General features: G+C 71.1%; 24 protein-coding genes, 1 pseudogene and 2 CRISPR repeat arrays. Of the genes and pseudogenes, 8 read left to right on the top strand and 17 right to left on the bottom strand.

What is annotated here, in order from left to right; all coding sequences use genetic code 11:
- Nucleotides 1-43 precede the first annotated feature (43 nt).
- The 3 genes from ABD330_RS26860 (at nucleotide 44) to ABD330_RS26850 (ending at nucleotide 4,707) form a co-directional block, all read left to right on the top strand.
- A complete protein-coding gene (locus tag ABD330_RS26860; RefSeq protein WP_344468591.1) occupies nucleotides 44-2,074 on the top strand; it encodes a WD40 repeat domain-containing serine/threonine protein kinase in 2,031 nt (676 codons plus the stop codon).
- Between the two features lie 49 nt (nucleotides 2,075-2,123).
- Complete coding sequence (locus ABD330_RS26855; RefSeq protein ID WP_344468590.1) at nucleotides 2,124-4,115, top strand: WD40 repeat domain-containing serine/threonine protein kinase; 1,992 nt, start codon at nucleotides 2,124-2,126, stop codon at nucleotides 4,113-4,115.
- A 157-nt stretch (nucleotides 4,116-4,272) separates the two neighbouring features.
- Nucleotides 4,273-4,707: a VOC family protein gene (locus tag ABD330_RS26850; RefSeq protein WP_344468589.1), complete on the top strand. Its 435-nt coding sequence runs from the start codon at nucleotides 4,273-4,275 to the stop codon at nucleotides 4,705-4,707.
- Between the two features lie 83 nt (nucleotides 4,708-4,790).
- Here the strand turns inward: ABD330_RS26850 and ABD330_RS26845 are convergent, their stop codons facing one another.
- A complete protein-coding gene (locus tag ABD330_RS26845) occupies nucleotides 4,791-5,267 on the bottom strand; it encodes a MarR family winged helix-turn-helix transcriptional regulator (RefSeq protein ID WP_344468588.1) in 477 nt (158 codons plus the stop codon).
- A 77-nt stretch (nucleotides 5,268-5,344) separates the two neighbouring features.
- Between ABD330_RS26845 and ABD330_RS26840 the strand changes: the two genes are divergently transcribed.
- Nucleotides 5,345-6,010: a DUF4386 domain-containing protein gene (locus ABD330_RS26840; protein ID WP_344468587.1), complete on the top strand. Its 666-nt coding sequence runs from the start codon at nucleotides 5,345-5,347 to the stop codon at nucleotides 6,008-6,010.
- A gap of 9 nt (nucleotides 6,011-6,019) precedes the next feature.
- Nucleotides 6,020-6,784 carry an SDR family NAD(P)-dependent oxidoreductase gene (locus ABD330_RS26835; protein ID WP_344468586.1) on the top strand — a complete coding sequence of 255 codons (765 nt, stop codon included), beginning with the start codon at nucleotides 6,020-6,022 and terminating at the stop codon, nucleotides 6,782-6,784.
- A gap of 40 nt (nucleotides 6,785-6,824) precedes the next feature.
- Here the strand turns inward: ABD330_RS26835 and ABD330_RS26830 are convergent, their stop codons facing one another.
- Together ABD330_RS26830 and ABD330_RS26825 are read right to left on the bottom strand one after the other, a co-directional pair.
- Nucleotides 6,825-7,274, bottom strand: a complete 450-nt coding sequence (locus ABD330_RS26830) for a tail fiber domain-containing protein (protein WP_344468585.1) — start codon at nucleotides 7,272-7,274, stop codon at nucleotides 6,825-6,827.
- Nucleotides 7,275-7,276: 2 nt separating this feature from the next.
- A complete protein-coding gene (locus tag ABD330_RS26825; RefSeq protein ID WP_344468584.1) occupies nucleotides 7,277-7,759 on the bottom strand; it encodes a hypothetical protein in 483 nt (160 codons plus the stop codon).
- A 383-nt stretch (nucleotides 7,760-8,142) separates the two neighbouring features.
- Here ABD330_RS26825 and ABD330_RS26820 point away from each other — a divergent pair, with 383 nt between their 5' ends.
- The 3 genes from ABD330_RS26820 (at nucleotide 8,143) to ABD330_RS26810 (ending at nucleotide 10,742) form a co-directional block, all read left to right on the top strand.
- Entirely contained in the window at nucleotides 8,143-9,123 is a 981-nt protein-coding gene (locus ABD330_RS26820; protein ID WP_344468583.1) for a methylglyoxal synthase, read from the top strand.
- Nucleotides 9,124-9,288: 165 nt separating this feature from the next.
- The gene (locus ABD330_RS26815; RefSeq protein WP_344468582.1) at nucleotides 9,289-9,636 is read left to right on the top strand and encodes a nuclear transport factor 2 family protein; all 348 of its coding nucleotides are present in this window, start codon (nucleotides 9,289-9,291) and stop codon (nucleotides 9,634-9,636) included.
- Between the two features lie 17 nt (nucleotides 9,637-9,653).
- Entirely contained in the window at nucleotides 9,654-10,742 is a 1,089-nt protein-coding gene (locus ABD330_RS26810) for an aldo/keto reductase (protein ID WP_344468581.1), read from the top strand.
- Between the two features lie 145 nt (nucleotides 10,743-10,887).
- Here the strand turns inward: ABD330_RS26810 and ABD330_RS26805 are convergent, their stop codons facing one another.
- The 14 genes and pseudogenes from ABD330_RS26805 to ABD330_RS26740 all read right to left on the bottom strand — a co-directional run.
- A complete protein-coding gene (locus ABD330_RS26805; protein WP_344468580.1) occupies nucleotides 10,888-11,610 on the bottom strand; it encodes a bestrophin-like domain in 723 nt (240 codons plus the stop codon).
- 627 nt (nucleotides 11,611-12,237) lie between these two features.
- Nucleotides 12,238-13,317, bottom strand: a complete 1,080-nt coding sequence (locus tag ABD330_RS26800; protein ID WP_344468579.1) for a protein kinase family protein — start codon at nucleotides 13,315-13,317, stop codon at nucleotides 12,238-12,240.
- A gap of 171 nt (nucleotides 13,318-13,488) precedes the next feature.
- Nucleotides 13,489-13,902, bottom strand: a pseudogene (locus tag ABD330_RS26795) (gfo/Idh/MocA family oxidoreductase); the annotation flags it as partial.
- 170 nt (nucleotides 13,903-14,072) lie between these two features.
- A CRISPR array of direct repeats spans nucleotides 14,073-14,528; the repeat unit is 29 nt; unit sequence GGAGCGATCCCCGCGAGCGCGGGGCTGAC.
- Between the two features lie 18 nt (nucleotides 14,529-14,546).
- Complete coding sequence (gene cas2e / locus ABD330_RS26790; protein WP_344468578.1) at nucleotides 14,547-14,825, bottom strand: type I-E CRISPR-associated endoribonuclease Cas2e; 279 nt, start codon at nucleotides 14,823-14,825, stop codon at nucleotides 14,547-14,549.
- On the bottom strand, nucleotides 14,822-15,844 hold the full coding sequence (gene cas1e / locus ABD330_RS26785; protein WP_344468577.1) for a type I-E CRISPR-associated endonuclease Cas1e: 1,023 nt from the start codon (nucleotides 15,842-15,844) through the stop codon (nucleotides 14,822-14,824). Before cas1e ends, cas2e begins: the two co-directional genes overlap by 4 nt.
- A gap of 2 nt (nucleotides 15,845-15,846) precedes the next feature.
- Nucleotides 15,847-16,608, bottom strand: coding sequence for a type I-E CRISPR-associated protein Cas6/Cse3/CasE (cas6e, locus tag ABD330_RS26780; protein WP_344468576.1), 762 nt, complete (start codon nucleotides 16,606-16,608; stop codon nucleotides 15,847-15,849).
- 5 nt (nucleotides 16,609-16,613) lie between these two features.
- Nucleotides 16,614-17,486, bottom strand: coding sequence for a type I-E CRISPR-associated protein Cas5/CasD (cas5e, locus tag ABD330_RS26775; protein ID WP_344468575.1), 873 nt, complete (start codon nucleotides 17,484-17,486; stop codon nucleotides 16,614-16,616).
- Complete coding sequence (gene cas7e / locus ABD330_RS26770) at nucleotides 17,483-18,622, bottom strand: type I-E CRISPR-associated protein Cas7/Cse4/CasC (protein WP_344468574.1); 1,140 nt, start codon at nucleotides 18,620-18,622, stop codon at nucleotides 17,483-17,485. The genes cas5e and cas7e overlap by 4 nt, the downstream gene beginning before the upstream one ends.
- Nucleotides 18,623-18,684: 62 nt before the next feature.
- The gene (gene casB / locus ABD330_RS26765) at nucleotides 18,685-19,287 is read right to left on the bottom strand and encodes a type I-E CRISPR-associated protein Cse2/CasB (RefSeq protein ID WP_344468573.1); all 603 of its coding nucleotides are present in this window, start codon (nucleotides 19,285-19,287) and stop codon (nucleotides 18,685-18,687) included.
- The gene (gene casA / locus ABD330_RS26760; RefSeq protein ID WP_344468572.1) at nucleotides 19,287-21,002 is read right to left on the bottom strand and encodes a type I-E CRISPR-associated protein Cse1/CasA; all 1,716 of its coding nucleotides are present in this window, start codon (nucleotides 21,000-21,002) and stop codon (nucleotides 19,287-19,289) included. Before casA ends, casB begins: the two co-directional genes overlap by 1 nt.
- Nucleotides 21,003-21,219: 217 nt before the next feature.
- Complete coding sequence (locus ABD330_RS26755) at nucleotides 21,220-24,132, bottom strand: CRISPR-associated endonuclease Cas3'' (RefSeq protein WP_344468571.1); 2,913 nt, start codon at nucleotides 24,130-24,132, stop codon at nucleotides 21,220-21,222.
- Between the two features lie 555 nt (nucleotides 24,133-24,687).
- Nucleotides 24,688-24,948 (bottom strand): hypothetical protein, encoded by a 261-nt coding sequence (locus tag ABD330_RS26750; RefSeq protein WP_344468570.1) that lies wholly within the window; start codon nucleotides 24,946-24,948, stop codon nucleotides 24,688-24,690.
- The gene (locus ABD330_RS26745) at nucleotides 24,945-25,295 is read right to left on the bottom strand and encodes a hypothetical protein (protein WP_344468569.1); all 351 of its coding nucleotides are present in this window, start codon (nucleotides 25,293-25,295) and stop codon (nucleotides 24,945-24,947) included. The genes ABD330_RS26750 and ABD330_RS26745 overlap by 4 nt, the downstream gene beginning before the upstream one ends.
- 258 nt (nucleotides 25,296-25,553) lie before the next feature.
- A CRISPR array of direct repeats spans nucleotides 25,554-26,681; the repeat unit is 29 nt; unit sequence GTCCGCCCCGCGCTCGCGGGGATCGCTCC.
- Between the two features lie 86 nt (nucleotides 26,682-26,767).
- Nucleotides 26,768-26,955: hypothetical protein (locus tag ABD330_RS26740; RefSeq protein WP_344468568.1), on the bottom strand; the 188-nt coding region annotated here is incomplete at its 5' end.

Here is a 26,955-nt window from a genome sequence, read left to right as displayed (position 1 = left end):
CGTCCGAGACACTGTTCGTATTCCTGACAGATTCGAGTGACGCATGGTCGAGCCCCTGGGCCCCGGCGACCCCCGGCGGATCGGCCCGTACCAACTCGACGGCCGGCTGGGTGCGGGCGGCATGGGACAGGTCTACCTCGCCTCCTCCCCCGGCGGCCGCAAAGTCGCCGTCAAGGTCATCCGGCCGGAACTGGCCGACACCCCCCAGTTCCGCACCCGCTTCGTCCGCGAGGTCGACGCCGCCCGCCAGGTCGGCGGATTCCACACCGCACAGGTCGTCGACGCCGACCCCGACGCCCCCTCACCCTGGCTCGCCACCGCCTACATACCGGGCCCCACCCTCCAACAGGTCGTCACCGCACACGGCCCGCTCACCCCCGACGCCGTCCTGCGCCTCGGCGCCGGACTCGCCGAAGGCCTCACCGCCATCCACCGCTGCGGCCTCGTCCACCGCGACCTCAAACCCGGCAACGTCATCATCGCCGACGACGGCCCCCGCATCATCGACTTCGGCATCGCGCACGCCCCGGGCTCCGACGCGCTGACGCACACCGGCTCGGTCATCGGCACCTACGCCTACATGTCGCCGGAGCAGATCCGCGCCGACCGGGCCGACGCCGCCAGCGACGTGTTCGCGCTCGGCGCGGTCCTGGCCTTCGCCGCCACCGGCAGCAGCCCCTTCGACGCGACGACGGTGCCGGCCATCATCCACCGGGTCACCAGTGAAGCCCCCCGGCTCGACGGCCTCTTCGGCGACCTGTACGACCTGGTCACCGGGTGCCTGGCCAAAGCCCCCGCCGACCGCCCGTCCACCGCCGACGTGCTGGCCCGGCTCTCGGTCACCGGCCCCGGCGCCGCACCGCACAGCCCGGCGTTCGGCGACCTGCCCACCGCACCGGGCACCGCGCCCGGCACCATGCCGGTCCCGCTGGTCCCGCCCGTCCCACTGGCCACCCCGGTCATCGCAGCCGCACCGGCCGCACCGGGCAGACCGCTCCCCCGGCGGACGCTGCTGTTCGGCGGGATAGCCGCCGCCACGACGGCGGCGATCGCCGTCCCCTCCTACCTGCTCTGGCCGAAGTCCGGCCCGGGCTCGGCCACGGACCCCACCAAGCCCGTCGCACACCTCAGCGGCCACACCGCCGAGATCGAGTGCCTCGCCTTCGGCCCGGACGGCCGGACCCTGGCCAGCGGCAGCTGGGACAAAACGGTGCGCGTGTGGGACGTCGCCACCGGCACCACGATCACGACGTACCGCGGGCACACCGACCAGGTCATGGCCGTGGCCTACAGCCCGGACGGCCGGACGCTGTACTCCGGCGGCTTCGACAAGACCCTGCGGTGCTGGGACCTGCATACCGGCAAGCCGATGAGCGTCACCGCCTCGTACAGCGGCATCAACGACTACGTCGAGTGCCTGGCCGTCAGCCCGGACGGCGGGACGCTCGCCGTGGGCGTCGGCGGCAGGATCGAACTCGTCAAGCGGTCCACCGGCACTGTCTACGCCACCCTCACCGGGGACAGCGGCAGCCTGAACGGCATCGCGTTCAGCCCGGACGGCAAAACCCTGGCCAGCGTCGCCGCCGCGGTCGGCAGCGCCCGGATCCGGCTCTGGGACACCGGCACCGGCCACGGCCTCAAGACCCTCAGCGCCGTGGGGACCGACCACTTCAACGCGGTGATGTTCAGCCCGGACGGCAGGACCGTCGCCGGCGCGGGCCCCGGCGTCCAGGTGTGGGACCTGGCCACCGGGCAGCCCACCGCGACCCTCACCGACACCCACCCCTTCCTCCGGGCGGCGGCGTTCCGGCCGGGTGGAACGATGATCGCGGGTGCCGGAGGTGTCCGCGAGCCCAACATCCAGGACGACACCGGAAAGACCGTCAGCCTCTGGGACCTGTCCACCGGGCGGGTCACTTCGGTCCTGACCGGCACCATGCCCAAGTCCCGGATGGACACCTCGATCTCGGCGCTCGCCTTCAGCCCGGACGGCACGATGCTGGCCGCCAGCCTCAACCAGGTCGGCGCGGTCAGCGAATCCGGCACCTCGATCCAGCTCTGGAAGCTCCGCTAGGCCGGCCCGGCTCCCGGTCGGCGCCCCACTCCCCCAACGGACGGTACTCATGGACGCGTTGTTGCCCGGCGACCCCCGGTGGGTCGGCCCGTACCAACTCGACGGCCGGCTGGGTGCGGGCGGCATGGGACAGGTCTACCTCGCCTCCTCCCCCGGCGGCCGCAAAGTCGCCGTCAAGGTCATCCGGCCGGAACTGGCCGACACCCCCCAGTTCCGCACCCGCTTCGTCCGCGAGGTCGACGCCGCCCGCCAGGTCGGCGGATTCCACACCGCACAGGTCGTCGACGCCGACCCCGACGCCCCCTCACCCTGGCTCGCCACCGCCTACATACCGGGCCCCACCCTCCAACAGGTCGTCACCACACACGGCCCGCTCACCCCCGACGCCGTCCTGCGCCTCGGCGCCGGACTCGCCGAAGGCCTCACCGCCATCCACCGCTGCGGCCTCGTCCACCGCGACCTCAAACCCGGCAACGTCATCATCGCCGACGACGGCCCCCGCATCATCGACTTCGGCATCGCCCGTGCGGTGGACGCCAGTTCACTCACCGCCACCGGCTCGGTGATCGGCACCTACGCCTACATGTCACCGGAACAGATCCGCGCCGACCGGGCCGATGCCGCCAGCGACGTGTTCGCGCTCGGCGCGGTCCTGGCCTTCGCCGCCACCGGCAGCAGCCCCTTCGACGCGCCCACCCTCCTGACGGTCGTCCAACGGATCCTGGACGAGCCACCGGCACTCGACGGCCTCGACGGCGAACTGCGGCGGATCCTGGAGTCCTGCCTCGCCAAGGACCCGGCCGACCGGCCCGCCGTCGCCGGCCTCCCCGCCCGGTTCGCGGGAGCCCCCGCGGGCAGCGCCCCCGTCCGGCCGCCCGGGCCGGAGCACACGGTGGTCCTGACCCCGGCACGGCCGACACCGCCGCATTCCCCCGTGCAGCAGCCACGGCCCGCGACGGTGGCGGACCTGGGTACACCGCCCGGAGCGGATCCCTACGGCGCCACCCGGACCGGGCCTGTCCCGGCAGCCTTCGCGGCACCCGTACCGCCCGCCCCCGGACCGGCCACCGGACGGGTGTCACGGCGCACGCTGATCTTCGGCGGCCTTGCAGCCGCCACGGCCGCGGCGGTCGGAGCCACCGTCCTCCTACGGCAGACCGGCGTCCTGGGCCAGGACGACGCCCTCCACGGGCCGGACGGCATCGACGCGCTCGCCTTCGGTCCGGACGGCAGGACGGTGGCCGCGGCCGGCCCGGACGGCACGATCTGGCGCTGGGACCCGTCCACCCGGCACGGCACGGTCACCCGCATCGACATCCCCCACTACGAGCAGCCCGGCGTGTTCAACCGGGATCTCACCGTCCTGGCAAGGGCGGACGAGAACAAGGTCCAGCTGTACGACGTGGCCACCGGACGCGTCACCGGCACCTTCACCGGAGCCGCCTCCTTCCAGTTCCAGGACGGCTACTTCGACTCCGTCGACCTCAGCCCGGACGGCAGGACGCTGGCCGCGAGCAGCCCCAAGGGGTTGTACGTGTGGGAGGTGCCCTCGGGCCGCACCCTCGCCGTCCACGAGGACTCGAAGTCCGGGCCGACGGCGTTCGGGCCGGACGGCGGCCTGCTGGCCGCGGGCGATCCGCTCCAGCTCCGGCGGCTGCTGGCCGACCAGGTGGTGACCACCGTCGCCGTCGGCCCGCAGAAGGCCTCGAAACTCGCGGAGTTCAGCCCGGACGGCCAACTCCTGGCCGTCGTGCTGGTGGACTACACCGTGCTGCTGTGGAACGCGGCCACCCACCAGGCGATCGCCACCCTCGATCGCCACAAGGCCGCGATCCAGGCACTCGCGTTCCACCCGGGCAGCCGGCTGCTGGCCAGCGCCGACCAGGACGGGACCGCCCTCCTCTGGGACACCGCCTCGGGATCGGCCACCACCGCCTTCACCGGCCACGGCCCCGTCCAGGCGCTGGCGTTCAGCCCGGACGGGAAGACCCTCGCCGTGGGGGTCCGGAGCGGCAGCGTCCATCTCTGGCCGGTGCACTGAGCAGGCCGGTGGACTGGGCGGGCCGGTGCACCGAGCGCCGTGCGTGTACCGGTTCGCCCCTGTTCGCCGGGCCCGGTGCGAGCCGGGGCATTGCGCCGTCAACATGCCTCCTCCTAGCTGGAGTTGACCGGCGAAGACCCCCTGCTAGGGTGGGCCGATGGCAATGATCAAGAAGTTCCAGGTCACCTTCGACTGCGCGGAGCCCGAGCGCCTCGCCCGATTCTGGTGCGAGGTGCTCGGGTACGTCGTACCGCCGCCGCCGGAGGGATTCGCCACGTGGGACGAGTTCGACCGCGCGCAGCCGGCCGAGTACCAGGGGGCGTACTTCGCCTGCAACGACCCCTCGGGCGTGGGCCCGCGACTGCTCTTCATGCGCGTCCCCGAGGGCAAGGCCGTCAAGAACCGGGTGCATCTCGACGTGCGGGCCGGCACCGGGCTCGTGGGAGCGGAGCGCCTGGCCACACTGGAGGCCGAGTGCGCGCGACTGGTCGCGCTCGGCGCAGTGCACCTGCGCACGATGGTCGCCGATGAGGTCAACGAGTCGTGCCTCGTGATGCAGGACATCGAGGGCAACGAGTTCTGCCTCGACTGAGTATCCGGCCCCGCAGCGGGCCGGGCCCCGGCCGGCCGCCGAGCAGAACCGGCGGCCGGCCACCCCGATGGAGCGTGCGTCCGCTACCGGACCGAGCGGTACCCGGGGTGCACCCCGGGGGTGAGCCCCTGCTGCTCCGCCACCCGCCGCAGCAGCGCGCCCAGTTGCTCGTGCTCCTCCGGCGACAGCGCCTGGCAGGTCTGCTCCTCGTGCGCCGTCGCCACCTCGCGCAGAGCGCCCAGCAGACCGAAGCCCTCCGGCGTGAGGTGCAGCGCGTAGAGCCGCCGGTCGTCGGGGTTGCGCCGCCGCTCGATCAGCCCGCGTTCCTCCAGCTTGTCGGCGAACGGGACGAAGCGGCTCGGTGGCATCCCGAGGTCACCGGCCAGCTCGCGCTGGCTGCGGCCGGGTGTCCTGGCCAGCAGCCGCAGCAGACCGGCCTGGGCCGGTGTCAGGTCGAGCCCGGCGATCCGCTCCGCGAACCGGCCCGCCGCGTGCGCTCCGAGCTGCGCCAGCAGGAACGCCACGCCGCCTCGCCCGCCATCCCCACGATCCATGCTCATAAGGGCATCGTACTGCCTTGACAATCGTTCCGCTTTGTAATCATTATTTTGAGTACAGGAACGATCGAGGAGCAGCCATGACCACCGAACGCCGCCCGCAGTCCGGCCCACCGCTTCTGGCGCCCGTGCTGGCCTTCACCGCGCTGACCATCGCCTACGTCGTGGTCAACCGCTCCACCCCGCACCCCGACGCCTCCGGCCTCGCGGTCCTTCAGTACACCCAGGCGCACAGCACCACGATCAAGGTCGGCGCCTTCCTGCTCTTCTCCTCCGCCGTGCCCCTCGCGCTGATCGCCGCGGTGCTCTACCGCCGGCTGCGCGCGCTCGGCATCACCGCCCCCGGCTCGGCGATCACCCTGGTCGGCGGGGTGCTCGCGGCCGGCTGGCTGGCCCTGAGCGGGATGCTCGGCTGGACGGAGGGCAGGCTGCCCGCCGACGCGGGCCCCGCACTGGCCCGCGCGCTCGCCGACCTGTCGTACGCGTCCGGCGGGCCCGGGTTCGTGGTGATGTTCGCCCTGCTGCTCGCCGGGGTCGCGGTGCCCGGCCTGCTGGCCGGCCTGCTGCCGCGTGCCCTGAGCTGGGCCGGGCTCGTGCTCGCCGGGGTGGGGATGCTCTCCTCCCTCGCCCTGCTGGTCTCCGGCTTCGGCTACCTGCTGCCGGTCGTCCGCTTCGGCGGCCTCCTGTGGCTGGTCCTGGTCGCGGCCCGGCTCCCCCTCACCCGCCCCCGCACCACCCACCCGTAGGAGGCCCACATGCCCAGCAACTACCCCGACCTGCACGGCCGGACCGTGGTCGTCACCGGTGGATCGCGCGGCATCGGCGCCCGCACCGCGCGGGCCTTCGCCGCCCAGGGCAGCAAGGTGTGCGTGGTCGGACGCGACCGGGAGGCGCTGGCCTCGGTCGTCGCCGCCGTCACCGGCGAGGGCGGCACCGCCGTCGCCGCCGTCGCGGACGTCACCGACGCCGCCGCGCTGGCCGACGTCCGCGAGCAGGCCGAGTCCCGGCTCGGCCCGGTCGACATCCTGGCCGCCTTCGCCGGCGGCCAGGGCCGGCCCGTCCCGACCACCGAGCTCACCGAAGGGCGCTGGCGCGAGGTGATCGACTCCGAGCTCACCTCGGCGTTCCTGACCGTCCAGGCCTTCCTGCCCGGCATGCTCGAACGCGGCCACGGCTCGGTTATCACGATGTCCTCGGCCGCCGGCCGCCAACCCAGCGAGGCCAACCTCGCCTACGGCGTGGCCAACGCCGGGCTGGTGATGCTCACCCGCCACCTGGCCACCGAGGTCGGGCCGCGCGGAGTCCGCGTCAACTGCATCGCGCCGTCCGCCGTCCGCACCGAGAAGGTCGAGTCCCGGATGCCCGCCGAAATCCAGCAGCGGGTCGCCGCCGTGCACCCGCTGCGCCGGCTCGGCACACCGGAGGACGTCGCCGAGACCGCCCTGTTCCTCGCCTCGGACGCCGCGTCCTATCTGACGGGACTCACCATCGACGTGGCAGGCGGCCGGATCACCGGCTGACGGTCGGCAACGATAGGGACCGCCCCGCCTGCGGGGAACCTCACGGTGTCTCCAGCGGGATGCTCGAACCTGGGCGGGTCGGCGAAGGACGCGCAGCACCGGTGTCGGCGGGCGGTCCGTCCTGTGGTGGGCCTCCGACGCTCTCACGGAGGCGGCCGACTTCGGCGGTCAGCTCGTCGAGGCGGCGGTTGAGGGCCTGGATGCACACCAGGGAGACGCCGAGACCGTCGACGACGGGGATGGTGGTGTCGTCCCGGTTGAAGCCGAAGGCGGCGTGCCAGTCCTGGGCCATCGGTCCGAGGTGGCGCACGTCTTCGGGTTCCCACAGGTAGCGCCAGGTACTGACCGGCAGCGCGGCCACGGTCTCCAGGACCGTATGACCGTTGACCGCACCGGCCGGGGCCACCGCGCCGCTCCCCCGCGCGCCGGCCGGAGGACGGGCCGGGGCACTGCGGTCGGCCGCAGTGGAGCGGCGGCGGAAGATGCGCACCTCTACCGGCTCCAGTCGACCGGGACGACGTCCTGCTTGAGCCCACGGTCGCTGAAGAGAAGGGCGCCGTCGTCCCCGACGGTGATCGCCCCATGTGCGCTGGCCGGTGTGTGGACGCCGTCGCCGAGCAGAACGGCGTCGTAGCCCGCCAGCAGTTCCTGGGCCGTGCCGGGGCCGAGGTTCTCCGACGCGGAGATCGCGGCGACGCCGTTGTGGTTCGTGTAGGCCGTCCCCAGCAGCCGGCCACCAGTGGTGGAGAACTGGATCTGAACGCCGCGGACGGGCTCTCCGGAGACGGCGTCGACGACGGTCGCGCTGATGTTCTCCAGTTGCATCTGCGTGACGTTCAACGAGCCCTGGCCGGCCGCCATGCTGACCGGTTGGAGGCCGGTGCACTCCGCGCTGCCGCACGGCGAGGCCGGCGGGGTCGCCGCCGACGCAAGGACGCCGCCGCCCACGCTCAGCGACACCAGAGCCGCTGCCATCACCGTGGCGGTCCTACGACCCAAAGAGGCCATGTCCACTCCCCATCGAATATCCCGCACGCGTCCTGAGCAGCGCACTACAGCTGGGACGGGCGGGGCGCGTGCGCGGCACGCGACGAGTGCCGCCCTCTGCCGGGCGACACGAATGAGCGTATGGGCGGCAATTCGGCTCGACCGTGTGCAAACCGGAAGTTTGCACAATCTGATGAAACGTCAGCAGAGCGGTGACGAACACGCATACTCCAGCTCTGCTTCGAGGCGCCCGCCGGTAGGTGGCACACGGTGATCGTCAGCCTGATCTCGGCAGCCGGCGCGGCGAGTTCGATCTTCCACACCCCGAACCAGTGGTCCAACTGAGATTACCTCGACCCGGGGTGGGGTAGATGATCTCCGCTCAGGTCGATGATCGTATAATTATTAAGGAGCTGATCTTGGACTACCAGGCGCGAGCACAGCGGGCTCATGCCTTATTCGACCTCTATGACGTCGACAGGGACCGGCACATCACGCGCTCGGACCTCAGGGCCTACTCGGACCGCATGATCGCGGGACTGCGTACCGACGAGGACTTGACGCACGACCACTCGCACGCCCTGCGTACGGCCTTCTCCCACCTGTGGATCCAGCTGGCCGCGGTCTCGGACACCGATCACGACGGGTCGATCGGCCAGCAGGAGTTCATCGCCGCCACCGACCGCGGCGCCTTCGACGCCGACCCCCGGTTCCGCCGGGCAGTGCTCGAAGCGCTCGACGCGATCGCCGATGCGCTCGACGTCGAAGGCGACGGGTACATCGCGCGGGCCGACTACGCGCGCCTGTTCGACGCCTCCGGGCTCGACCCGCACGAGCACGGCCTCAGCTTCGACGAACTCGACACCGAGCGCGCCGGGTTCCTGCACCATGAGCAGCTGCGCGCGCTCGCCCTGCACCTCTTCCCACTGGCCGACCCCTCCTGGCTCGATCCCGCGAGCGCTCCGGTCGTCGAACGCCACGGCATCGCGCTCGTCGCCCACGACACCCGCAAGCCCGACCTGATCGCCTGGGCCGCGGACCGGAGCGCCGACCTCGCGCCGTACCGGATCTTCGCCACCGGTACGACCGGCTCCCTGCTCGCCGACAAGCTCGGCCTGGAGGTCACGGCCCTGCACAGCGGGCCGTTGGGCGGCGACCAGCAGATCGGCTCCCGCATCACCGAAGGGGAGATCCACGCGGTGATCTTCTTCTGGGACCCGCTCACCGCCCACCCGCACGGAGACGACGTACGCGCACTGGTACGCCTGTCCACGCTGGCCAACATCCCCATCGCACTCAACGCGGCGAGCGCCGACCTGCTGGTGACCGGCCGGACGCTGGCCACCGGCTGAGAACTCGTACGAGAAGCAGTCGCGCGGGCCAGGGACGCGGGACACGGTCCCGGAACGCACGGCCGCACGATGCTGGTTCCTCGAAGTGCCGTTGAACATCAACAAACAGGGCCTACGCCTCATCCGCAGGAAATCGGATGAGAACTCCATGGAAAGGCAATTGTCATGTCTAGGACACCCGAAGAGATCTTCGCCCACCACGTCCAGGCGCTCGGCGCCGGCGACCTGGACGAGATCGTCGCCGACTACTCCGACGACGCGGTCTTCATCAGCCCGGACGGCACCAAGCACGGGAAGAGCGGCATCAGGGAGGCGTTCACCAAGCTGCTCGCCGACGTCCCCAGCGCGGACTGGAGCCTGAAGACGCAGATCTACGCCGGTGACGGCATGCTCCTTGAGTGGTCCGCCGAAGCCGCCCGGACCAAGGTGGACGACGGCATCGACACACTGATCTTCCGCGACGGCCAGATCCGGCTGCAGACGGTCCGCTACACCCTCCAGCACAAGGCCTGACCCTGCGAATCCCCTGAATGTACGCGATGGCAGAGAAAGGGAAGCTGGAAATGCGCTATACCACCTTCGGGCGTGCCACCGGTCTTCGCGTGTCGCGGTTCGCGCTCGGAACCGCGAACTTCGGAACCGCTTGGGGCGGAGGGGCCGAGGAGACCGAATCCCGGGCGATGTTCGAGCGGTTCGCCGAGGCCGGTGGCACCTTCATCGACACGGCCGACGTCTACAGCGACGGCGACTCCGAGCGAATGCTCGCAAAGTTCATCGGCGCCGACCGCGAGCACTTCGTACTCGCCACCAAGTACGGTCTGAGCACGGGCGATGTGAAGATCTCCACGACCGGAAACAACCGCAAGAACATGGTCCAGGCTCTGGAGGGCAGCCTCAGGCGCCTCGGCACGAGCTACGTCGATCTGCTCTGGGTGCACTGGCCCGACCCGCTCACCCCGACCGATGAGATCATGGCCGGCCTCAACGACCTGGTCCGTACGGGCAAGGTGCTCTATGTCGGCCTGTCGAACTTCCCTGCATGGCAAGCCGCCCGTGCCGCCACGCTCGCAGAGCTACGCGGTTGGGCCCCGCTCACCGCGCTCCAGTTCGAGTACTCACTCGTCGAACGCAGCGCCGAGCGGGACCTGCTTCCCATGGCCGACGCCTTCGGACTCGGCGTCAGCACATGGTCGCCCCTCGGTGGCGGCCTGCTCACCGGCAAGTACCGCCAGGGCGCGACGGGGCGACTGCAGGACTGGAACGGCGGCGTGGTGCAGAAGGAGGACACCCGACAGAAGTCGGAGACCGTCGACACCGTACTCGCGATCGCTGACGAAACCGGGCTTTCGCCGGCCCAGGTCTCCCTGGCCTGGCTGCTCGGGCGCCAACCGACCGGAGCCGCCCCCCGCGTCCCGATCATCGGCCCGCGGTCGGTGGAACACCTGGAGGCCTATCTCCAGTCACTGGACGTCGAGTTGACCGCAGAGCAGACAGATCGACTCTGCCTGGCCAGCGCACCTGTCCTCGGAGTGCCCCACGACGGTGTGGCGAATGCCGCCTCGACCTTGGTCGGCGGCAGCTTCGAAGCAGTACACCTGCCCCCGCTCCCGGTCCGCTGACCGGACCGTGTCGGCGGCGCACGGCAACCGACGAACTGAAGTCGGAGTGCACCCGCCGCCGACATGGTCACCCTTGAGGACGGGGATGCAGTGGGACGTGCGGGCCGGGACGGCGCCGTCGACTCGCACTGAGCCCGTCGGCCTGTCAACGGGGAGGCGGTAGCCGCTCCAGGAAGACCCGAAAGGCCGTCGGCTCGACTTTCGTGACGCCGCCGAAGGGGTAGTTCATCTCCTTGATCAGGATCAGGGAGAGCGCCACCAGCGCTGCCATGCTCAGCACCATCAGCGCGTGCGCCACGGTGTTGGAGAGCCCGAACAGGAAGGTGAAGCCGATCATCAGCACCGCGCCGGTGATCAACGCCACCCACAGGATCGGCGGCACCAAGTCCCCCACCTCGTTGAGGCGTTCGCGTCGGGCCGAGGCCAGGTCCTCGATGCGGGTGACCGCGTGGTCGAAGAGGACCTGCTGGGCGGGGGTGGTCGGCTGGTAGGAGAAGACCTCGCTCCGGATCTGGTAGACGAGTTGAGTGGCCGCCGGGCTGCTCTCCTGATCGGCCATCAGCGGCCACTCGGTGTCCTGGACGGTGTGGGCGTAGGCGAGGGTGTTCCTCTCGATCTCCGCACCGAGCGGCAACGGCATCGAGCGGGACACCCAGTACACCCCGGCCAAGGCGTCGGCCTCCTTGAAGGTGGTCTTCCGGGCCGCGTCGACGTTGCCCCAGACGGCGATGACGACAAAAGCCAGCAGGACGGCGTAGAGAACCCCGACGCCCGCAAAGATGAATCCGGCGACATCGTTGTGGGTTTCCCGGCGCGGATGCGGGACGAAGTACTGCACCAGCCACAGGCCGAGGGCTGTCACGGCCATGGAGACAACGAAAATGAGGATATCGGACAAGCTCAACGCGGGCGCTCCGGCTTCTCCGCAGGGTCGGTCGTGGGGGTGGGCGATCTCGCCGTTCTCCGGTCCTCCGAGGGCCTCCGGAGTCAGCACGGCCACCGAGAATTCGGCGCTGACCAGGTATCTCTCGTCGTCTACGGAGACAGAGGCCGGTGGATGTCACGCATGCCGCAGCCCCGCGCATATCGCGCCACGGCCATCCCCGGATTCTCCGCATCCTTCTCGAACATAAATGACTGCTCCAGAACGGTTGCTCAGAAATACCCTACGTGGAAGGAGAGCAGGGCAGACAGTAGGTTCAGGACGAATGGCTGAATCTCGGCAGGCCTGATCCCAGAGCGAATTGGACCGGTTATGGCTGGTGAAGCCATCTGCGCTGCTCGGGTGACTCGGCGCAGTGGAAGCATGGAAGGCATTCGGATGGTGCTGAGTGGGCTCCTGAGGCACCCAAACATCGAAATATGGCCATGTCCATGCCATCAGATCCGTGAGGGACGCCGAGCACGTCGGTGTCCTCCTGCCACGACGCCTCGGCCCTCGGCGCACCGGTCGCCCCAGGACCTCCCGACAGCGGCCTTCTGTGGAGAGCCGGCGTCAGTGGGGTGCCGCGACCGCGCTGCCCCAGGCCCGCCCGATCTCAGCGGCTGGAAAGGGCGTCCGCTTGCTCTCGGTGCGCAGGTGGCGGCTGAACTCGCCCATGACCAGGGCAGCCTGGGCGTGTCGGTCGATGATGGCGGCGATCTCCCGCGGAACGCCGTCGGGCCGCCATCCCGTGATCCACTCGCGCAGAAACGCCTCGTGTTCCATACCGCCGCGCAGGCCATCGGGCAGGTGGTGGCGGAGCAGATGGCTCGCAGTGTGGCAGCGGTCGTAGGCGAGATGGTCCGAGAGGAACTCGGCCTCGGCCACTGACAGTTCGAAACCGGAGCTCAGGGCGAGTCCGAAGTCCGCGAAGTAGAGCAGCCGACCGTCGGTCAGGACATTGGCGAAGTGGGCATCGAAGTGCACGAGTCCTTGTGAGCTCATGAAGGCCGTTCCGCGCGCCAGGGCCTCCTCCACCCACGGGTACGGCGATCCCTCCTCGTCCTCCGGCGCGGCGGTGCGGTGGTCGTGCAGCCAGTCGGCGAGTGTGTGCGGGACGTGCTCCAGGAAGAGCACGAGGCTCGACGAAGACCGGCCGATGGCCTCAAGCCGCTCACGCACAGCCGCTGATCCCTCCCAGTGCGCGACCGCCCCGTCGATGCCTCCCAGGTAGTCGACGAACCCCTCAGGAGGGGAGTCCGGCAGGATGCGCCAGTGGTACATCAGCGGGAAGCCCTCGTACGCGTTCCCGAGGACCCAGTTGGTGCTCATCACGTGCACGGCCAGCTCACGCCATGCCCCGAACCCGGCCGAGCCCACCCCGTACTGGTAGAACATCGGCAGCCCGAACAGGTTCGCCGTCGACCGCGTGTTCTCCGGCCGCAACTCGGTGTCCGTCAGGGGGACCCTCTTGACGAACACCCGCGTGCCGTCAATGTCCAGCTCCGCCGACCTCCCGCCGATGCCGGACCCGAGCGGGGCCGCAGCGGCCACGACCTCGCCGAGCCGACGGTCACTCAGCAGGGAAAGGCGCGTGCCCACGGCCCCGTAGGCGGCGAGCCGCGCGGCATAACGCGGGTCCGGACGTTGCATCGACGACTCCTCTGCGCCCGGAACCAGCGCCTCGGTGATCTCGCGAACGCCGTCGAGCCTATCCGGAAAGGCCACCGTAGGAACAAGCACTCGAAGTGCGCGACCCCGTGAGCGCGGAGGTTCGCCCGGCAACGTCGTCGCCGGGGCGGGTGCAGCTGCCCTGACGCAGCCTCAGGAGGACTCGATCCGTTCGACGATCAGCTCGCAGAGCTCGTGAGTGCGCAGGGCATCACGGGCGTCGAGGGTCCGGCCGGCACGGACGGCGTCCAGGAAGCTCACCACGATCTGCTCGATACCGCGCTGGCGGGCGACGGGGACCCAGTCACCGCGCCGGCGGACGGTCGGCTGGCCCTTGTGGTCCACGACCTCCGCGAGGTTGAGAACCATGCGCTTGCTGTCGCCGCCGGAGACCTCCAGCACTTCTTCGGTCGACCCGCTGACCCGGTTCATCACGCCCAACGCCGTGAAGCCGTCCCCGGCCAGGGTCAGCACCACGTGCTCCAGCAGGCCGTTCCGGGTCCGCGAACGGACGTCGACGTGCTCGATCTCGCCGGGAACGAGGAAGCGGAGCGTGTCCACCACGTGGGTCGTTGAGGCACCCCCAAACCTACCCCACCGGCCAGGACCACCCCGCGAGTACCGGGCCGAGCACCCCCAGTCGACCATCGGCGGCGGTCACAAAAACAGCACCACAGACACACGCACGATCCCGCTCCGGGGCGCAGCACTCACCTCAGGCGCAGGCAGCCCAAATCTGGCTGACCCCCGCGAGCGCGGGGCTGACCTGTCCTCCGGGGCATTCGGTCCCGGTCACCCGGAGCGATCCCCGCGAGCGCGGGGCTGACCTCCTTTCGAGCGAATTGCGGAGGGGTCCTGAAGAGCGATCCCCGCGAGCGCGGGGCTGACTGGCGGGCCTCCATGAGCTGCGCCATGTACGGGGAGCGATCCCCGCGAGCGCGGGGCTGACTCCGGACGTATCGGCACCGCTCAGCCCTCCCGGGAGCGATCCCCGCGAGCGCGGGGCTGACGGGACAGAGACCATGGGCGAGATCCTCGACGCGGAGCGATCCCCGCGAGCGCGGGGCTGACCCCTAGCCGCCACCTGCCGGCCGTCAGTGGCGGGAGCGATCCCCGCGAGCGCGGGGCTGACATGAGGCTGGAGACGCGCACGGCGGGCTGCCGGGAGCGATCCCCGCGAGCGCGGGGCTGACACTTCCTGAGCTGGTGGTTTATCGGCGCAGGCGGGCTGAGAGAATCAGTCCATCGAAGTCAACGGGCTTCCATCTGTCCTTTCCTGCCGTCCTGACGGTCCAGCCTTGTTCGTTGGTGGCAGGCTCGACGAGGACGGCCTGGCCGTCGCCGATTCGGGTTGAGAGCAGCTCCCAGAGGCGGTCGCGGATGCGGCGGCTGGGGTCTCCTACAAAGACACCTGCGTTGACTTCGACCATCCAGCGGGTGAGGTGGCCGCGGAGGCCGTCGGGGGCGGCGATCAGGATGATGACGGTCACGGTCGACCCTGGGCGGTGGTGGGGTGGTCGAACTCGGGGCCGATGACGGCGAGGTGTTCGTCGCCCATGCCGGGGTTCACGATCCCGAAAGCGGCATCGGTCGAATAATTGACGCCTCCCTGCACTGTGCCTGCCCGCTCGTCCCAGAGTTCGTTGATCTCGGTCTCCGGCATCTCGACCCCATCAGGGCTGAGGAGCGACTTGATGTCCCGGACGATCCGCCCGAGCAGCCTGTCCTCGGCAATTCGGTCGCGCAGCGCCAGCCGGGCGTCCCGTTCCTCGGTCAGGCCCTGCTTTGCCAGGTCGAAGGCCAACGGGATGGTGTATTCGGCCTTGTACAGGTCGGCAATGTCGAGCACGAACGAGGTCGCCAGGCCGGTGTGGACGAAGCCGAGCCCGGGGCTGGCGCCGAGCCCGGTGATGACGGCGTGGCAGATGCCGTAGAGCGCAGCGTTCGCGGCCGAGAGCAGCCGGTTGAGATCGTCGCCTGCGGCGTACGCGTCACCGGCCTTGTACACGCGCCCGTTCCAGGGAACGCCGGTGCGGCGGGCCTCGGCCTGGTACCTCTTCCGGATTCGCGCGCCCTCGCGTCCGCGTAGTTGCTGCATGGTGGCGGTGGAGACATCCTCGCCGGGGAAACGCATGCGGTACATCGCACGGGCGACGCCGAGGCGTTCCCTGGTACGGCTGACCAGCCATGCCTGGCGGTTGAGGAGCCCTGCGCCACGGCTGGGGCCGAGGCCGGCCGCGTACATCCGGACGCCCTGCTCGCCGACCCAGCAGACGGTCGTACCCGAGTCGGCGAGCAGGTTGATCGCGCCGTGGGTCACCCGGGTGCCGGGGCCCAGGAGAACGACGGCAACCATCGCGGCGGGGATGCGCACGGTCTCGCGTTTGTTGATGACGACGACGGCGTTCTCGTCACGGTCGAGGTGGCTGCGCTCGACGTAGACGCTGGAGACGCGGTCGGCGAGGCGGTGCAGGTCGTGCGGGTGGGCTTTCCACCAGATGTCGGCCACCGTCACGTCCGGCCGTGGAGCGGGGCGAGGGTGAGCAGTCCGCAGCCGTAGGCCTTGGAGGGGCCGATCCCGTGGAGGAGGGCGTCCTTAAGGAGCTGCGGGTCGGTGATCCGCAGGTGGCCCTCGAAGGTGGCGGTGGTGAGGGTGACTGCGCTTCGGGTGCCGGGTTTGGTGAAGGTGTGCCGGTTCCGGTCGGTGATCCTCACTTCCCGCGCGTCCGTGCTTTGGCCGTCCGGGGCTTGGAGGCCGGGGGCGGGGGTGTCGGTGCGGGCGGCGGGGATCTCGAAGCCCCACCGGGGGGTGCGTTCCAGGAACCAGGTGAGCTGCTGGGCCGCTGTCTTGTGGGGGAGGCGGTAGGAGCGGTGGTGGAGTTCGGCGGCCGTCCGGGTGCGGTGGGGGCTGTCCCTGTGGGGGGTGGAGGTGTTCTGGACGGGGCTGGCCGTCAGGCGGAACGCGAACTCCCGGCCCACGGCGAGTTGGGCGAGCAGCGGTGTGTAGTCGCGGACGGCGTAGTGCTCCCCTTCTGCGTCGGGCCAGCCGGCCTGTTCCACGATGTGGGTCCAGTCGGGTTTGGACGGTGTGAGGGCGAGGAGGACCGGTCGGCGCGGGTTGTCCGTGGTCTCCAGGCGCCACAGGACCCGGCCGGCGTCGGGTCCGTCCGGGACGCCGGCGATGACGGCGCCGTGCAGCGCGCGTGGGTTGGCGAGCAGGGTGCGGCTTGCGGCGCGCAGGGGGTTGATGCGGATGCGCGAGAGGTAGGTCATGGGGGTCACCAGCCCAGCAGGGCGAACGGGTCGTGTCCGGCGCGGTCGGCGTCGGCGGGCGGAGCGGTGTTCGGGGGTGCGGTCAGTCCGGTCGGGACGGAGAGCCACCGGTGAGAGACCCGGCGGGTGGTGAAGCCGCGTCCGTGCGGGTAGAAGGAGAGGGGGACGTCCTGCCAGGTGTCGTTGCCGGCCGGGTCGTCGAGTGTCGCCGCCAGGTCGATCCGGTCCACGGTGGCGAGCTGCCCGCCGCGGTCGAGGCTTCTGCGGTAGGCGTCCCGTGCGGTGGGCCCGGCCTGCCAGGGCTCGGCCTGCAGGACATCGGCGAGGGTGCCGGTACGCAGGCTGCCGAGGGTGACGGGCTGGGTCGGCGGACAGGAGCGGCGGCCCAGGGCGAGCGGGAAGGCCGGGTGGCGGACGGCTTCGGCGAGGGATTCCACCAGGGCGCGCGGGCCTTGGAGTGCGGCGACGAACACCGCGTCCTGCAGGTAGAAGCGCTGGGTGACGTGGGTGTCCTTGGCCGGGGAGGTGGGCTTCTGCATGCCCTTGGCGTTGACTCCGGCCTGCGGGAGCGGGCGCCCGCGGTAGTCGCTGACGGTGTGGTAGTCCCGCAGGAGCGTGCCGGGCTGGTCGATCCGCACTCCGAGGCGCAGGCCGACGAGGTCGGTGATGTCGGCTTCCCGGGGGCGTCCGGAGGCGGCGGCGAGCAGGCCGACGACGCCGGACTTCGTCGGCTGGGGGCGGGTGTCGCGGCGGTTGAACGCACTGCGGTCGCCCCAGGACTGCAAAGGGGCGGCGAGGCGCAGGACGAGGACGGCGAGGTCGTTTTCTGTTCCGGGCCCGCCGGCCGGAGTCCCGTGGGGATCGGGCTGGCTGCTCATCGGTGGGTGGCTACCTCGTCGGCGAGCGTCGCCTTGAGGTCCTCCAGCAGCTGGGGGAACGGCTTGTTGGCTCCGAACGCGGCGGCCAGCGCGGCGCCTTCCCCGGTGTCGTCGCCGAAGCTGTGGCAGACCGCCACGTGCCGGGGCTCGTCGCCCCACTGGCGGACCGAGGTGTCGTACTCCTCGGCCAGGCGGCGGGCGGACTCCGCGACGATCCCGTCCCCGGCAGCGACGGGCTTCTCGTAGGCGGAGACCAGGTTGACCGGCTGGTCGGTACGGACAACGACGGCCACCAGGGTCGGGCGGGTGCGGTGTGCGAAGGAGTTCGCGTAGCCGGTCGGCATCGAGCGGGCGAACGAGTCGACGAACAGCTCGACCGCGTCGACCGCCGCCTTGTCCTCTCCAAGGTTCTCGCGCAGCTGGTGCAGACCGACCGTCGCGTACCGGTAGAGCGTCGCGGAGTTGAACCCGATCGTGCCGATCATCCCGGCACCGGTCTCGTCCGCGGCGTTCTCGTCGTCGACCGCCGTGAAGTAGTCGAACTCCAGATCGGCGGCGTGCGTGGAGAGGGCGTGGGCGACCTGCGTCGCCGCGTCCACGTTCAGCCCCGGGATGTCCGCGACCATCCGGCCGAACAGGGCGACATCCGCCGGGTGGCCGGACTGCAACTGCTCCCGGACCGGCAGGTCCTTCACCGCCTCCTCCAGCTCCTTGTCCTCCAGCGCAGCGAGCTCCGGGGCCCGGCAGGCGACCAGGTCCACGATGTTCTCCAGCTGGCGGCGGCCGAAGAACAGCAGGTAGGCCGTGTCCCCCGCCTTCTTCCCTGCCGTGATCCCCATCGGCTTGAGCAGTGCACCGGCGATCCGCTGCGCGTCCTCCAGGGTGACGGTGGTGCGGGCCTGCAGACGCTTGGCCACCTGTGCGGCGATCCGCTTGGTGCGGGTGGCGAGGTCCTGCTCGGCGTACCGCTGGGCGAAGTGCAGGCGGGTGGCGCGCTTCCACGCCTGGGAGGACACCCGGGAGCGGCGCTTGCCTCCGAAGTACGCCTCCTTCGGGTTCCCGTTGTCGTCCCGGTTCAGGTTGGCCGGCGGGACGGTCTGCAGGATGTGCACGTCGATGTACAGGCGGCTGGTCATGCGCTTCTCCTAGCGATGGGTGTGCGGCCCTTGTCGGGCATGTACGGGAACGTCCGCGCCGGTCAGGCGCCGTTCTTGTCGGTGCTTTCCGGCTTCCACGCCTGGTAGCCGAGCGCCCACTTGCGGCGGACCGCCGAGCGCCTGTCGACGCTGTGCCACTGCTGGATGTCGGACATCAGATGGGTGTAGTCCAGCGGCTGCCCAACCGTGCGCAGCTGGGTGACCAGCCCGCGCAGGTGTACAAGGAGCGCCGGGACGCTGGTGGCCGCGGCGAGGGTGGCGACGCGGCGGTCCAGCGCTTCGTCACTGAACTTCTCGGTGCGGCGCAGGGCCAGGAGCGCCTGGCCGAGCTTGACGCCCTGACGGTGCATCGGCTCGTTCCGGCTCTGCTGGTGCAGGCCGAACAGAGTGAGCGCCGCGTGCTCGGCCTGCTGCTCGTCGGAGACCTGGTCGCGGCGCGCCAGGTCGTCGTTGACGGCGCTGGTGTAGTACGGCCACAGCTTGGGGACGTCCATCGCGGGCCTGCCGAGGCCGGCGCGCAGGGCGGCCAGGTCCTCGCCCGGCGGTGTCCGTTCGCCGCCGGTCACCGGGTCGCGGCGCCACTTGTGGTCGGGGCCGACGAACCGGTCCCAGTACAGACGTGCTGTCCTCGTGCTGTCGGCCATCAGATGCCGGCTCCTAGGGTCGATCCGTCTTCGGTTGCGCGGGTTTCGGTCTCGCGCCGGGCGGCGGCCGCCGCCCGCAGCACGTCGGCCTGCCGCGGCAGGATGAAGGCAAGCTGCCTGCGGAAATTGCTTTCGGCAGCGCCCAGCGAGTAGACCGAGGTGCGGGTGCCCTTCCCCGCCTGCTGAACCTCACGGCCGCGGAACGCATCGGCCGGAGCCGCGTCGAACAGCGGCTCGGCGACAGAGCGCGCGGCCTGCCAGGCGACCTGCTCCCACGCCAGCCGGCCCCGTGCCAGGACCGCTTCGTCGGAGCCGGCACGCTGGACTCCTGCCAGCAGGCGGCGTACCAGCGGGTCGAGGACGTGCAGCAGAAGCTCGCCGGGACGCTGGCCCTTGTCCCACGGGACGGGGTCCGCACCGACGGCGCGCCGAAGATCGGCGGACAGGTTGTTGACCGTCCACGCCAGCTTCTCCGCCTGGTCGGCGACCTCCAGCAGCAGGTCGTGCACCTCGCCACCGTCCCGAAGGGCCGGCAGCGGCAGGGGCACGGCGTCGTGCAGCACGTCCTCCACGACGGAGGACTGCGTTCCGTAGACGATGCCGAAGGTCTGCACCTGCAGCGGGTACGTCTCCTCGAGGGTCCCGGCTTCCAGGAGCGCGTTGAACTGCTCCAGCAGCGCACTCGTCTCGAACTTCCCGTTCGACTCCCGGGCCGGGGCGAGCAGGGCCTCCAGGCCACGCCATGCGGCCTTGCCCGGGGTGTGACGGCGCGGGCGCCGCTCCCCCACCGCGCTCTTCGCCCCGCCGGCCTTCTTGGCCGGCTGGCCGAGGTTCCAGGTGGTGTGCGGCTCAGACGCCGGGATCGCTTCAAGACGGTCACCCGCGCAGACCACGACCCGGGTCACCTTCGGCCCGCCCGCGCCGGCCTGGGGGATCAGCCTGATCCGTCGGCCCTGCCAGGTCCACAGGTCCAGCAGCCCCTCCGCGTACCGCGGCTCCCACCCGGGTCCTGCTGGCGGGCGCTTCCACTGCGGCTCGCCCACCTGGGAGGCGGGCGTCCAGGGAAGGTTCAGCAGCAGCGTCTCGTACAGGGTCCGCCCCACCGGCATGACCACACCGAGCTGCCCCAGCGGGCCGGTCGGATTCCCCGTCGTCTTCCCCGCCTTGACCTGCGGGTCACCGGCCGCGCCCGTCTTGATCGCCGCCGTGTCCCAGCACAGCGTGTGCAGCAGCCAGTGGACAGCCTGGGCCGGTGTCAGCTCCAGCGGGTCAGCGTCCGTACGGCTCGCGAACAACGGCACGTTGTTGCCGCTCGCGGCCGTCGCCACCAGCGCCGCCGACCCCTTCGTCTCGTCCTTCGCCGTCCGCAGCCCGGCCGCCTGCCCGAACGGAGCCACCTCGCTGAACAGGTCGAACCGGTCCCGGTGCTCGTCGAGATAGCGCCGCAGGCGCTCGGCTTCGCCATCGCTCAGCCGGCCGCGCGAGAACCGCTCCGCCCACTCCGCCCGCCCCGACGGAACACCCAGCGCATCCCCGAACACCGGCAGGAGCACCTGGCGCATCACCGCCGGAAGCTGTGTGGAGAACTCCACCACCACACCCTCGAACGCGTGAGCGTCCAGCAGCGCTTCCGCCAACCCCACCCCCCGCGGAGGCCCGGCCCCCACAGGGCGCAGCGTCAGCCACGCCTCGTCGACCAGGTTGTACTCAGGCATGCAGAAGCCCTCCAACTAGCCGTGTCTCAGCTGCGAGTTGGTTTCGATCCTGGCACTCCCCGATGTCCGGAGTGAGCCGAATGCTTGAATTGGCACCATCGGCCCCGCCGGCACCACGCGGGGATGGCTCCTAGCCGTGTCTGCCGACACCGCCGAGCTACCCGTCGGCCCCGCGCTCGCGGGGAACGAGCGGGCCCCCAGGGGCCCGCTCACAACCTCACCGCCGCGCCGGACCGCCGCTCACCACGAGCCCCAACGACTCGTCATAACCGACCTGGTACTCCCCCAGCACCACATCGGACCCGTCGTCGAGCACCAGGGCCTGGCTGTACCGCAGCCACGGATGACCCCGCCAGCCCGGCAGCGGAACCAACTCCGCCTCCGCAGCCGCCGTCAACGACGCAGGCAGACGCACCGTCCCTGCCAGCACGTCATCCAGCGTCTGCGCCGTCACCTCGCCGCCCGGCCCCAGCCGCCGGCCCGACACGGCCCGCAGCCCCTGGCCGTCCCGGCGCACGAGAACCACCTCCACGCTCCGGTCCCCGTCACGCACCAGAGCCTCGAACTGGCCCTCCGCCAGACTCCCGGGCGCACCCGCGTAGTGCAGACCCTCCAACGTCGCAGCGCCGTGCTCCCCCGGCCGGGTCAGCACGAAATCCCGGGCCGCCATCCGCCGCTTCTCCTGGCACCTGTCCCACGCACGGCGCGCCTGCGCCTCCTCCTCGGCCCAACTGTCAGGAACCACACCGCTGTCCTCGCCGTACACCCGGGCCACCAGCTCCGGCACCTGCCCCGGCACACTCCACGTCCCGCCCGTCGCAGCCATCACCAGGGCCGCGGTCCGCAGCAGCAGGTACCGGCCGTAGATCTCCTCGCTCGCCCCGAGGATCCACGGCGCATCGTCCCCGCGCTCGCTGAAACCCGTGACCACGACCGTCGGGACAGCCACCCGCGCCGGCCGCCGTTGCCCGCCATGGCGGTGCAGCCGGCCGATCCGCTGCAGCAGCAGGTCCACCGGAGCGAGATCGGTCACCAGCAGGTCCGCGTCCACATCGAAGGACTGCTCGGCCAACTGAGTCGCCACCAGGACCAGCCGCCCGGGCCGCTCATGCTCGGGCCCCGGTGGCCCCAGCAGCTGCAGGCACTCCCGGGTCCGGTCCGCCCGGTGCCCGGCGTGCAACCGGCCGTGCAGCAGCCGGACATCCGTTCCGAAGCTCTCCCTCAGTGCCTCGAAGGTCGCCTGCGCGCGGGCGACCGTGTTCCGGATCACCAGCGCACACCCGCCGTCCGCCAACCGCTCGCCGAGCAGCTGCACCAGAGCGGCCTCTTCCGACACAGGACCCGCCGGAGCGCCCGGACCAGCCGGCCCTTCCGGCACGGCCGGAGGCCCATCAGCCAAGACCTCCACCCGCACACCCAGATCCTCACGCCACGACCTGGCGTGCTCCACCACGAACTCCGCCGCCCCGCCCTCGCCCACCCACGCCGCCGTCACACTCGGATACCCCTGCGGCTCCGGCAACTCCACCACACCCGGCTCCGCCGACCGGGCACCCGCGAGATACGCCCCGACCAGCTTCCGGCGCTGCACGGGCGGAAGCGTCGCCGACAGGAGCACCACCGGGACGCCCGCCTGCCCCAGCCACCACAGGCCCTCCTCCAGGAACTGCGACATGTAGACGTCAGCGGCGTGCACCTCGTCCAACACCACCACCTTGCCCACCAGCCCGGCCGCGCGCAGCATGACGTGCTTGGTCCGGGTCGCCGCGAACAGGAGCTGGTCGATGGTGCCGACCGCGAACGGGCTCAGCAGCCCGCGCCGCCTGCCCAGGAACCACTCAGCCGGGGCATGGCGCTGGTGGCTCTCCCCGGCACACTCGTCGAAGGAGTCCATGCCGTATTCGTCGGGTTCGTCCTCGCACACGGATGCGAAACGGTCGTCCGCGTCCTGGCCCCAGTCGCCAGCACCCTGCAGGAGCTGACGCCACTCGGGATTGAACATGCGCTTCCCGTGCAGCAGAGCGACCTGGTCCTCCAAGCCGGGCTCGATCCCACGCAGCCAGTCACGGACCTGCGTGAAGATCGGATCACTGGTCGCCTGGGTGGGCATCCCGACGAACACACCACCCGCGCCGAACCGCGCCGCCAGCACCTCAGCAGCGGCCAAGGCCGCCTTCGTCTTCCCCTCGCCCATCGGAGCCTCGACAACCAGCAGACCGGGACCGCCCATCCGCCCCACCACGTCCGTCACAAGCTCCTGCGAGGGACGAGGGTCGGCACCGAAACGAGCCTTGAACCCCGTACTCCCCGGCGCGGGAAGCTGCCCCCACCCACCCCGCAGCCCCAACGCCGACCACGCCGCGGACGCACGACCCCGCGCCGCCGGCATCGTCACCCTCGACAGATCATCCACACCAACGAAATGAGCTTCGTCGCTGGCAATCCAGTCACACATCACCACCAACCCGGCCAGCTGCAACTGCACCGCCCGCCCCGGCACCCCTCGCGCCTGAACCGCCGCCAGCGGCCGCTCAGCATCAAAACCGAGCTCCCGCGTGAACACCTCCACCAGCGCGGACTGCACCGCCGGCCACAACTGACCCGAACCCTGCAAGGCGGGCTTCCCGGCACCCAGCTGACCGAGCGTGGGAACCGTCCCGTGATGGCCCGCCACCAACGGCCACACCCACTCCACCTGCGCCTCGGCCCACTGGGCCTCCACCAGAAGACGCCTGAGGAGCTTGCCGCCGGCCTTGTCATGCCGCCACCGGCTCCGGCCCACCGCGTACCTGTCCCAGGTCAGACCCGCCGCGAGCACCGCGCGCGCGCCGTCAGCATCCATGTGCTGGAACGCCGGAGTGGCCTTCCCACAGTCGTGCACACCGCAAAGCCACGCGAAGAAACGCCGGCCCCTCCCGGGCCCGCCAGCAAGTTCGTCGAGACTCCGCCGGGAGACAGGCGGCAGGTAGTCGCCCCAGACCACCTCCGCCACCGCTGCAGTGTCCAGCATGTGCGACAGCAGCAGATTCCTGGTCCCACCGGCCTTACCCGCCGACTTCCCCCACAGCGCCCCGACAGCGGCCACCACCTCGGGCGCGTACTGCTCCCAGCGGTCATCGCGCACCAGCATCTCCCCACTTCCGTAAGCTCTCGCACACGGTAGGTGACACCACTGACAATCGGCCCCGCCACCGGTAGCCTCGCCACGAGCTGCCGATGCTGTAGCACCACCGCAGGCCACGAGGTGTCAGCCCCGCGCTCGCGGGGATCGCCCCAAGCTGTACGCCGCGTACGCGGACGGCCGGACGTCCGCCCCGCGCTCGCGGGGATCGCCCCCTGGCCGACCTGGCCAGCGCGTCGGCGGCCCGGTCTGCCCCGCACTCGCGGGGATCGCTCCACCCTCGCGGCGTGGCTCAGGGCTGCCGGCCTATCCGCCCCGCGCTCGCGGGGATCCCTCTATCGACCCCCGCGACCAGATCGCCACGAGCGCGTCTGCCCCGCGTTCGCGGGGATCGCTCCGGCTGCCAGCACGTACCGCACAGGATCGCGCCGTCCGCCCCGCGCTCGCGGGGATAGCTCCGTCACGGCGGTGCTCAAGCCGCTGCTGCCTGGGTGTGTCCGTGCTTGTGCTGGTTGCTCTGATGCGGTGATGCTGGAAGGTTTTCGGCCGGTATGGCTGCGTAGGTCAGGGTGTCGGTGGTGGTGTGACCTGGCAGATGGCGACGAGCTCCAGGCGGGGGACGACGTAGTAGGCGAGTAGGCCGCCGGCGACGTCGAGGTAGCGCATCGGCTCGCCGCTGCCCTGGTAGGAGGTGCCGTCGAGGTGGAGCGCTTCGGCGGCCCGGACCAGTTCGGCGGCTCGGTGTTCGACGGCCGCGAGGAAGTCGGCCGGCGCTCCGGCGGTGACGTGCTGGGCGCTGGGGAGGTATTCCCAGGTCCAGGTCACCCGGTCACCGCCGCGTAGGCGGCGCGGTAGAGCTCGGCGACGGTGGCGGCGTGCTCGCGGCACTCGGCAACGGTGGCGGCGTGGTTGGCGAGGTAGTTCGCCCGGTGGTAGGCCTGCGCGATAGCGGGCTGCCGTTCGATCTCGAGGACGGTGGCCCAGTGTGCGACGAAGGCGCGGATCGGCTGGATGCTGCCGGTGGTGATGGCTTCGGCCATGGCGCGGGTCTGCCCGTCGATCATCTCGGGGAGGCGATCGGCGGCGACCACGGCCAGGGCGGCCTTGAGCGCGGCTGGGCTCTGCTCGGGCCGCGGAATGAACTCGACTCCATCGTGCGCAGGCTGGCTCATGAGTACGCTCCTCTCGTCTGATGTGAGGCTACCCGGCCCCGTGCTGGCGGGGGATACGTCTTCAGACGTCGCTGGGGCCGACGTGACTAACGGATAGCTCAGCACTCGCGGGGGTCCCTCCTTCGCGGAGCCGTCCTAGCGGATGGTGCACCCGTCTGCCCCGCGCTCGCGGGGTTGCGGCCGAGCCCGCGTGTACGTTGGCTTGCTCGAACTGATGCTGTGCGGTAGTTGGTGGCGGTAACGTTGCAGGTCACGAAGTGTCCGCCCCGCGCTCGCGGGGATCGCTCCTTCCATCAGATCGTGGCCAGCTCGCCAGCTGAGTCCGCCCCGCGCTCGCGGGGATCGCTCCCGTCGCCCGACTCAGCGATAAGGCGAGGACGAGTCCGCCCCGCGCTCGCGGGGATCGCTCCCACGACTACGAGGACGATCTCCGCCGTGCCACGTCCGCCCCGCGCTCGCGGGGATCGCTCCGGCTGGGGCACCGCCGACACCGGGCAGGCGTGGTCCGCCCCGCGCTCGCGGGGATCGCTCGGCGGGAACACGGCGAGCAGGCCAGCAGTGCAGGTCCGCCCCGCGCTCGCGGGGATCGCTCCGCATTTCGGGCTCGGCGCCGAGGCGACCGGTGGTCCGCCCCGCGCTCGCGGGGATCGCTCCCTCCGCGCGATGTGCCAGGGCTGCCACCTGCAGTCCGCCCCGCGCTCGCGGGGATCGCTCCAGCGCCTCACCTGTATTCGTCCCCGCACCTGCGTCCGCCCCGCGCTCGCGGGGATCGCTCCTTCACCGGCGCCGGAGTTCTCACCGTCATCACGTCCGCCCCGCGCTCGCGGGGATCGCTCCGCCTGACGGCGGACGTCGTCGCGGCGTTCCGGGTCCGCCCCGCGCTCGCGGGGATCGCTCCTTCCCGGCCACGGTCACCGAGAACCCCTTGCGGTCCGCCCCGCGCTCGCGGGGATCGCTCCGCGGCCTGCCACAGCTCCTCCTCCTCGTCGGAGTCCGCCCCGCGCTCGCGGGGATCGCTCCACGCCGGTCACGTCGCGGATGTGGATCGGCCTGTCCGCCCCGCGCTCGCGGGGATCGCTCGCCGCATTCTCCACCCGCCGGTCCGACAGCCACGTCCGCCCCGCGCTCGCGGGGATCGCTCCCGGGTCCGCCACGGCTTCCAGTTGCGGGCGATGTCCGCCCCGCGCTCGCGGGGATCGCTCCGACATCGGCCCGTGCGTCACGACCCCCTGGTAGTCCGCCCCGCGCTCGCGGGGATCGCTCCCAGATGGTGACCGAGCACCTGGGCGGTGCCCAGTCTGCCCCGCGCTCACGGGGATCGCTCCGACAGGCTCACGGGCGCTTCATCCCTTCCGTGGTCCGCCCCGCGCTCGCGGGGATCGTTCCTTGAGCGCGTCGAGGGCGGCCAGGAGGACATGGGGCCTTCGTCGTCATGGGGGCAGCGTGCGGGGCGCCGACCCTGTTCAGTCTGGTCAGTGATCGCCCTGTTGGCCGGGCTCGTGGCGTTGGCGCGCCGTCCGCCAGTTCGTGATGAGTTCCTCCGCGCTCAGGGGAGCGATGGCACCACGGCCAGCCTCGACAATCGCGGCGGCAGCCTGCTCACGGTCCGTCTCGCCAGCGGCGACTGCCCGGCCATAGGCCTCAATGGCGTCGACGAGTG

The sequence above is a fragment of the Kitasatospora kazusensis genome, assembly GCF_039529945.1.
Classification (GTDB): Bacteria; Actinomycetota; Actinomycetes; order Streptomycetales; family Streptomycetaceae; genus Kitasatospora; species Kitasatospora kazusensis.
This window is presented reverse-complemented; position numbering and strand designations above follow the sequence as displayed.

Bases quoted from the DNA above. Each gene is read 5' to 3' on its own strand.
- ABD330_RS26860 (WP_344468591.1), top strand. From the start codon at position 44: ATGGTCGAGCCCCTGGGCCCCGGCGACCCCCGGCGGATCGGCCCGTAC.
- ABD330_RS26855 (WP_344468590.1), top strand. From the start codon at position 2,124: ATGGACGCGTTGTTGCCCGGCGACCCCCGGTGGGTCGGCCCGTACCAA.
- ABD330_RS26850 (WP_344468589.1), top strand. From the start codon at position 4,273: ATGGCAATGATCAAGAAGTTCCAGGTCACCTTCGACTGCGCGGAGCCC.
- ABD330_RS26845 (WP_344468588.1), bottom strand. From the start codon at position 5,267: ATGAGCATGGATCGTGGGGATGGCGGGCGAGGCGGCGTGGCGTTCCTG.
- ABD330_RS26840 (WP_344468587.1), top strand. From the start codon at position 5,345: ATGACCACCGAACGCCGCCCGCAGTCCGGCCCACCGCTTCTGGCGCCC.
- ABD330_RS26835 (WP_344468586.1), top strand. From the start codon at position 6,020: ATGCCCAGCAACTACCCCGACCTGCACGGCCGGACCGTGGTCGTCACC.
- ABD330_RS26825 (WP_344468584.1), bottom strand. From the start codon at position 7,759: ATGGCAGCGGCTCTGGTGTCGCTGAGCGTGGGCGGCGGCGTCCTTGCG.
- ABD330_RS26820 (WP_344468583.1), top strand. From the start codon at position 8,143: ATGATCTCCGCTCAGGTCGATGATCGTATAATTATTAAGGAGCTGATC.
- ABD330_RS26815 (WP_344468582.1), top strand. From the start codon at position 9,289: ATGTCTAGGACACCCGAAGAGATCTTCGCCCACCACGTCCAGGCGCTC.
- ABD330_RS26810 (WP_344468581.1), top strand. From the start codon at position 9,654: ATGTACGCGATGGCAGAGAAAGGGAAGCTGGAAATGCGCTATACCACC.
- ABD330_RS26805 (WP_344468580.1), bottom strand. From the start codon at position 11,610: ATGGCCGTGACAGCCCTCGGCCTGTGGCTGGTGCAGTACTTCGTCCCG.
- ABD330_RS26800 (WP_344468579.1), bottom strand. From the start codon at position 13,317: ATGCAACGTCCGGACCCGCGTTATGCCGCGCGGCTCGCCGCCTACGGG.
- cas6e (WP_344468576.1), bottom strand. From the start codon at position 16,608: ATGACCTACCTCTCGCGCATCCGCATCAACCCCCTGCGCGCCGCAAGC.
- cas5e (WP_344468575.1), bottom strand. From the start codon at position 17,486: ATGAGCAGCCAGCCCGATCCCCACGGGACTCCGGCCGGCGGGCCCGGA.
- cas7e (WP_344468574.1), bottom strand. From the start codon at position 18,622: ATGACCAGCCGCCTGTACATCGACGTGCACATCCTGCAGACCGTCCCG.
- casB (WP_344468573.1), bottom strand. From the start codon at position 19,287: ATGGCCGACAGCACGAGGACAGCACGTCTGTACTGGGACCGGTTCGTC.
- casA (WP_344468572.1), bottom strand. From the start codon at position 21,002: ATGCCTGAGTACAACCTGGTCGACGAGGCGTGGCTGACGCTGCGCCCT.
- ABD330_RS26755 (WP_344468571.1), bottom strand. From the start codon at position 24,132: ATGCTGGTGCGCGATGACCGCTGGGAGCAGTACGCGCCCGAGGTGGTG.
- ABD330_RS26745 (WP_344468569.1), bottom strand. From the start codon at position 25,295: ATGAGCCAGCCTGCGCACGATGGAGTCGAGTTCATTCCGCGGCCCGAG.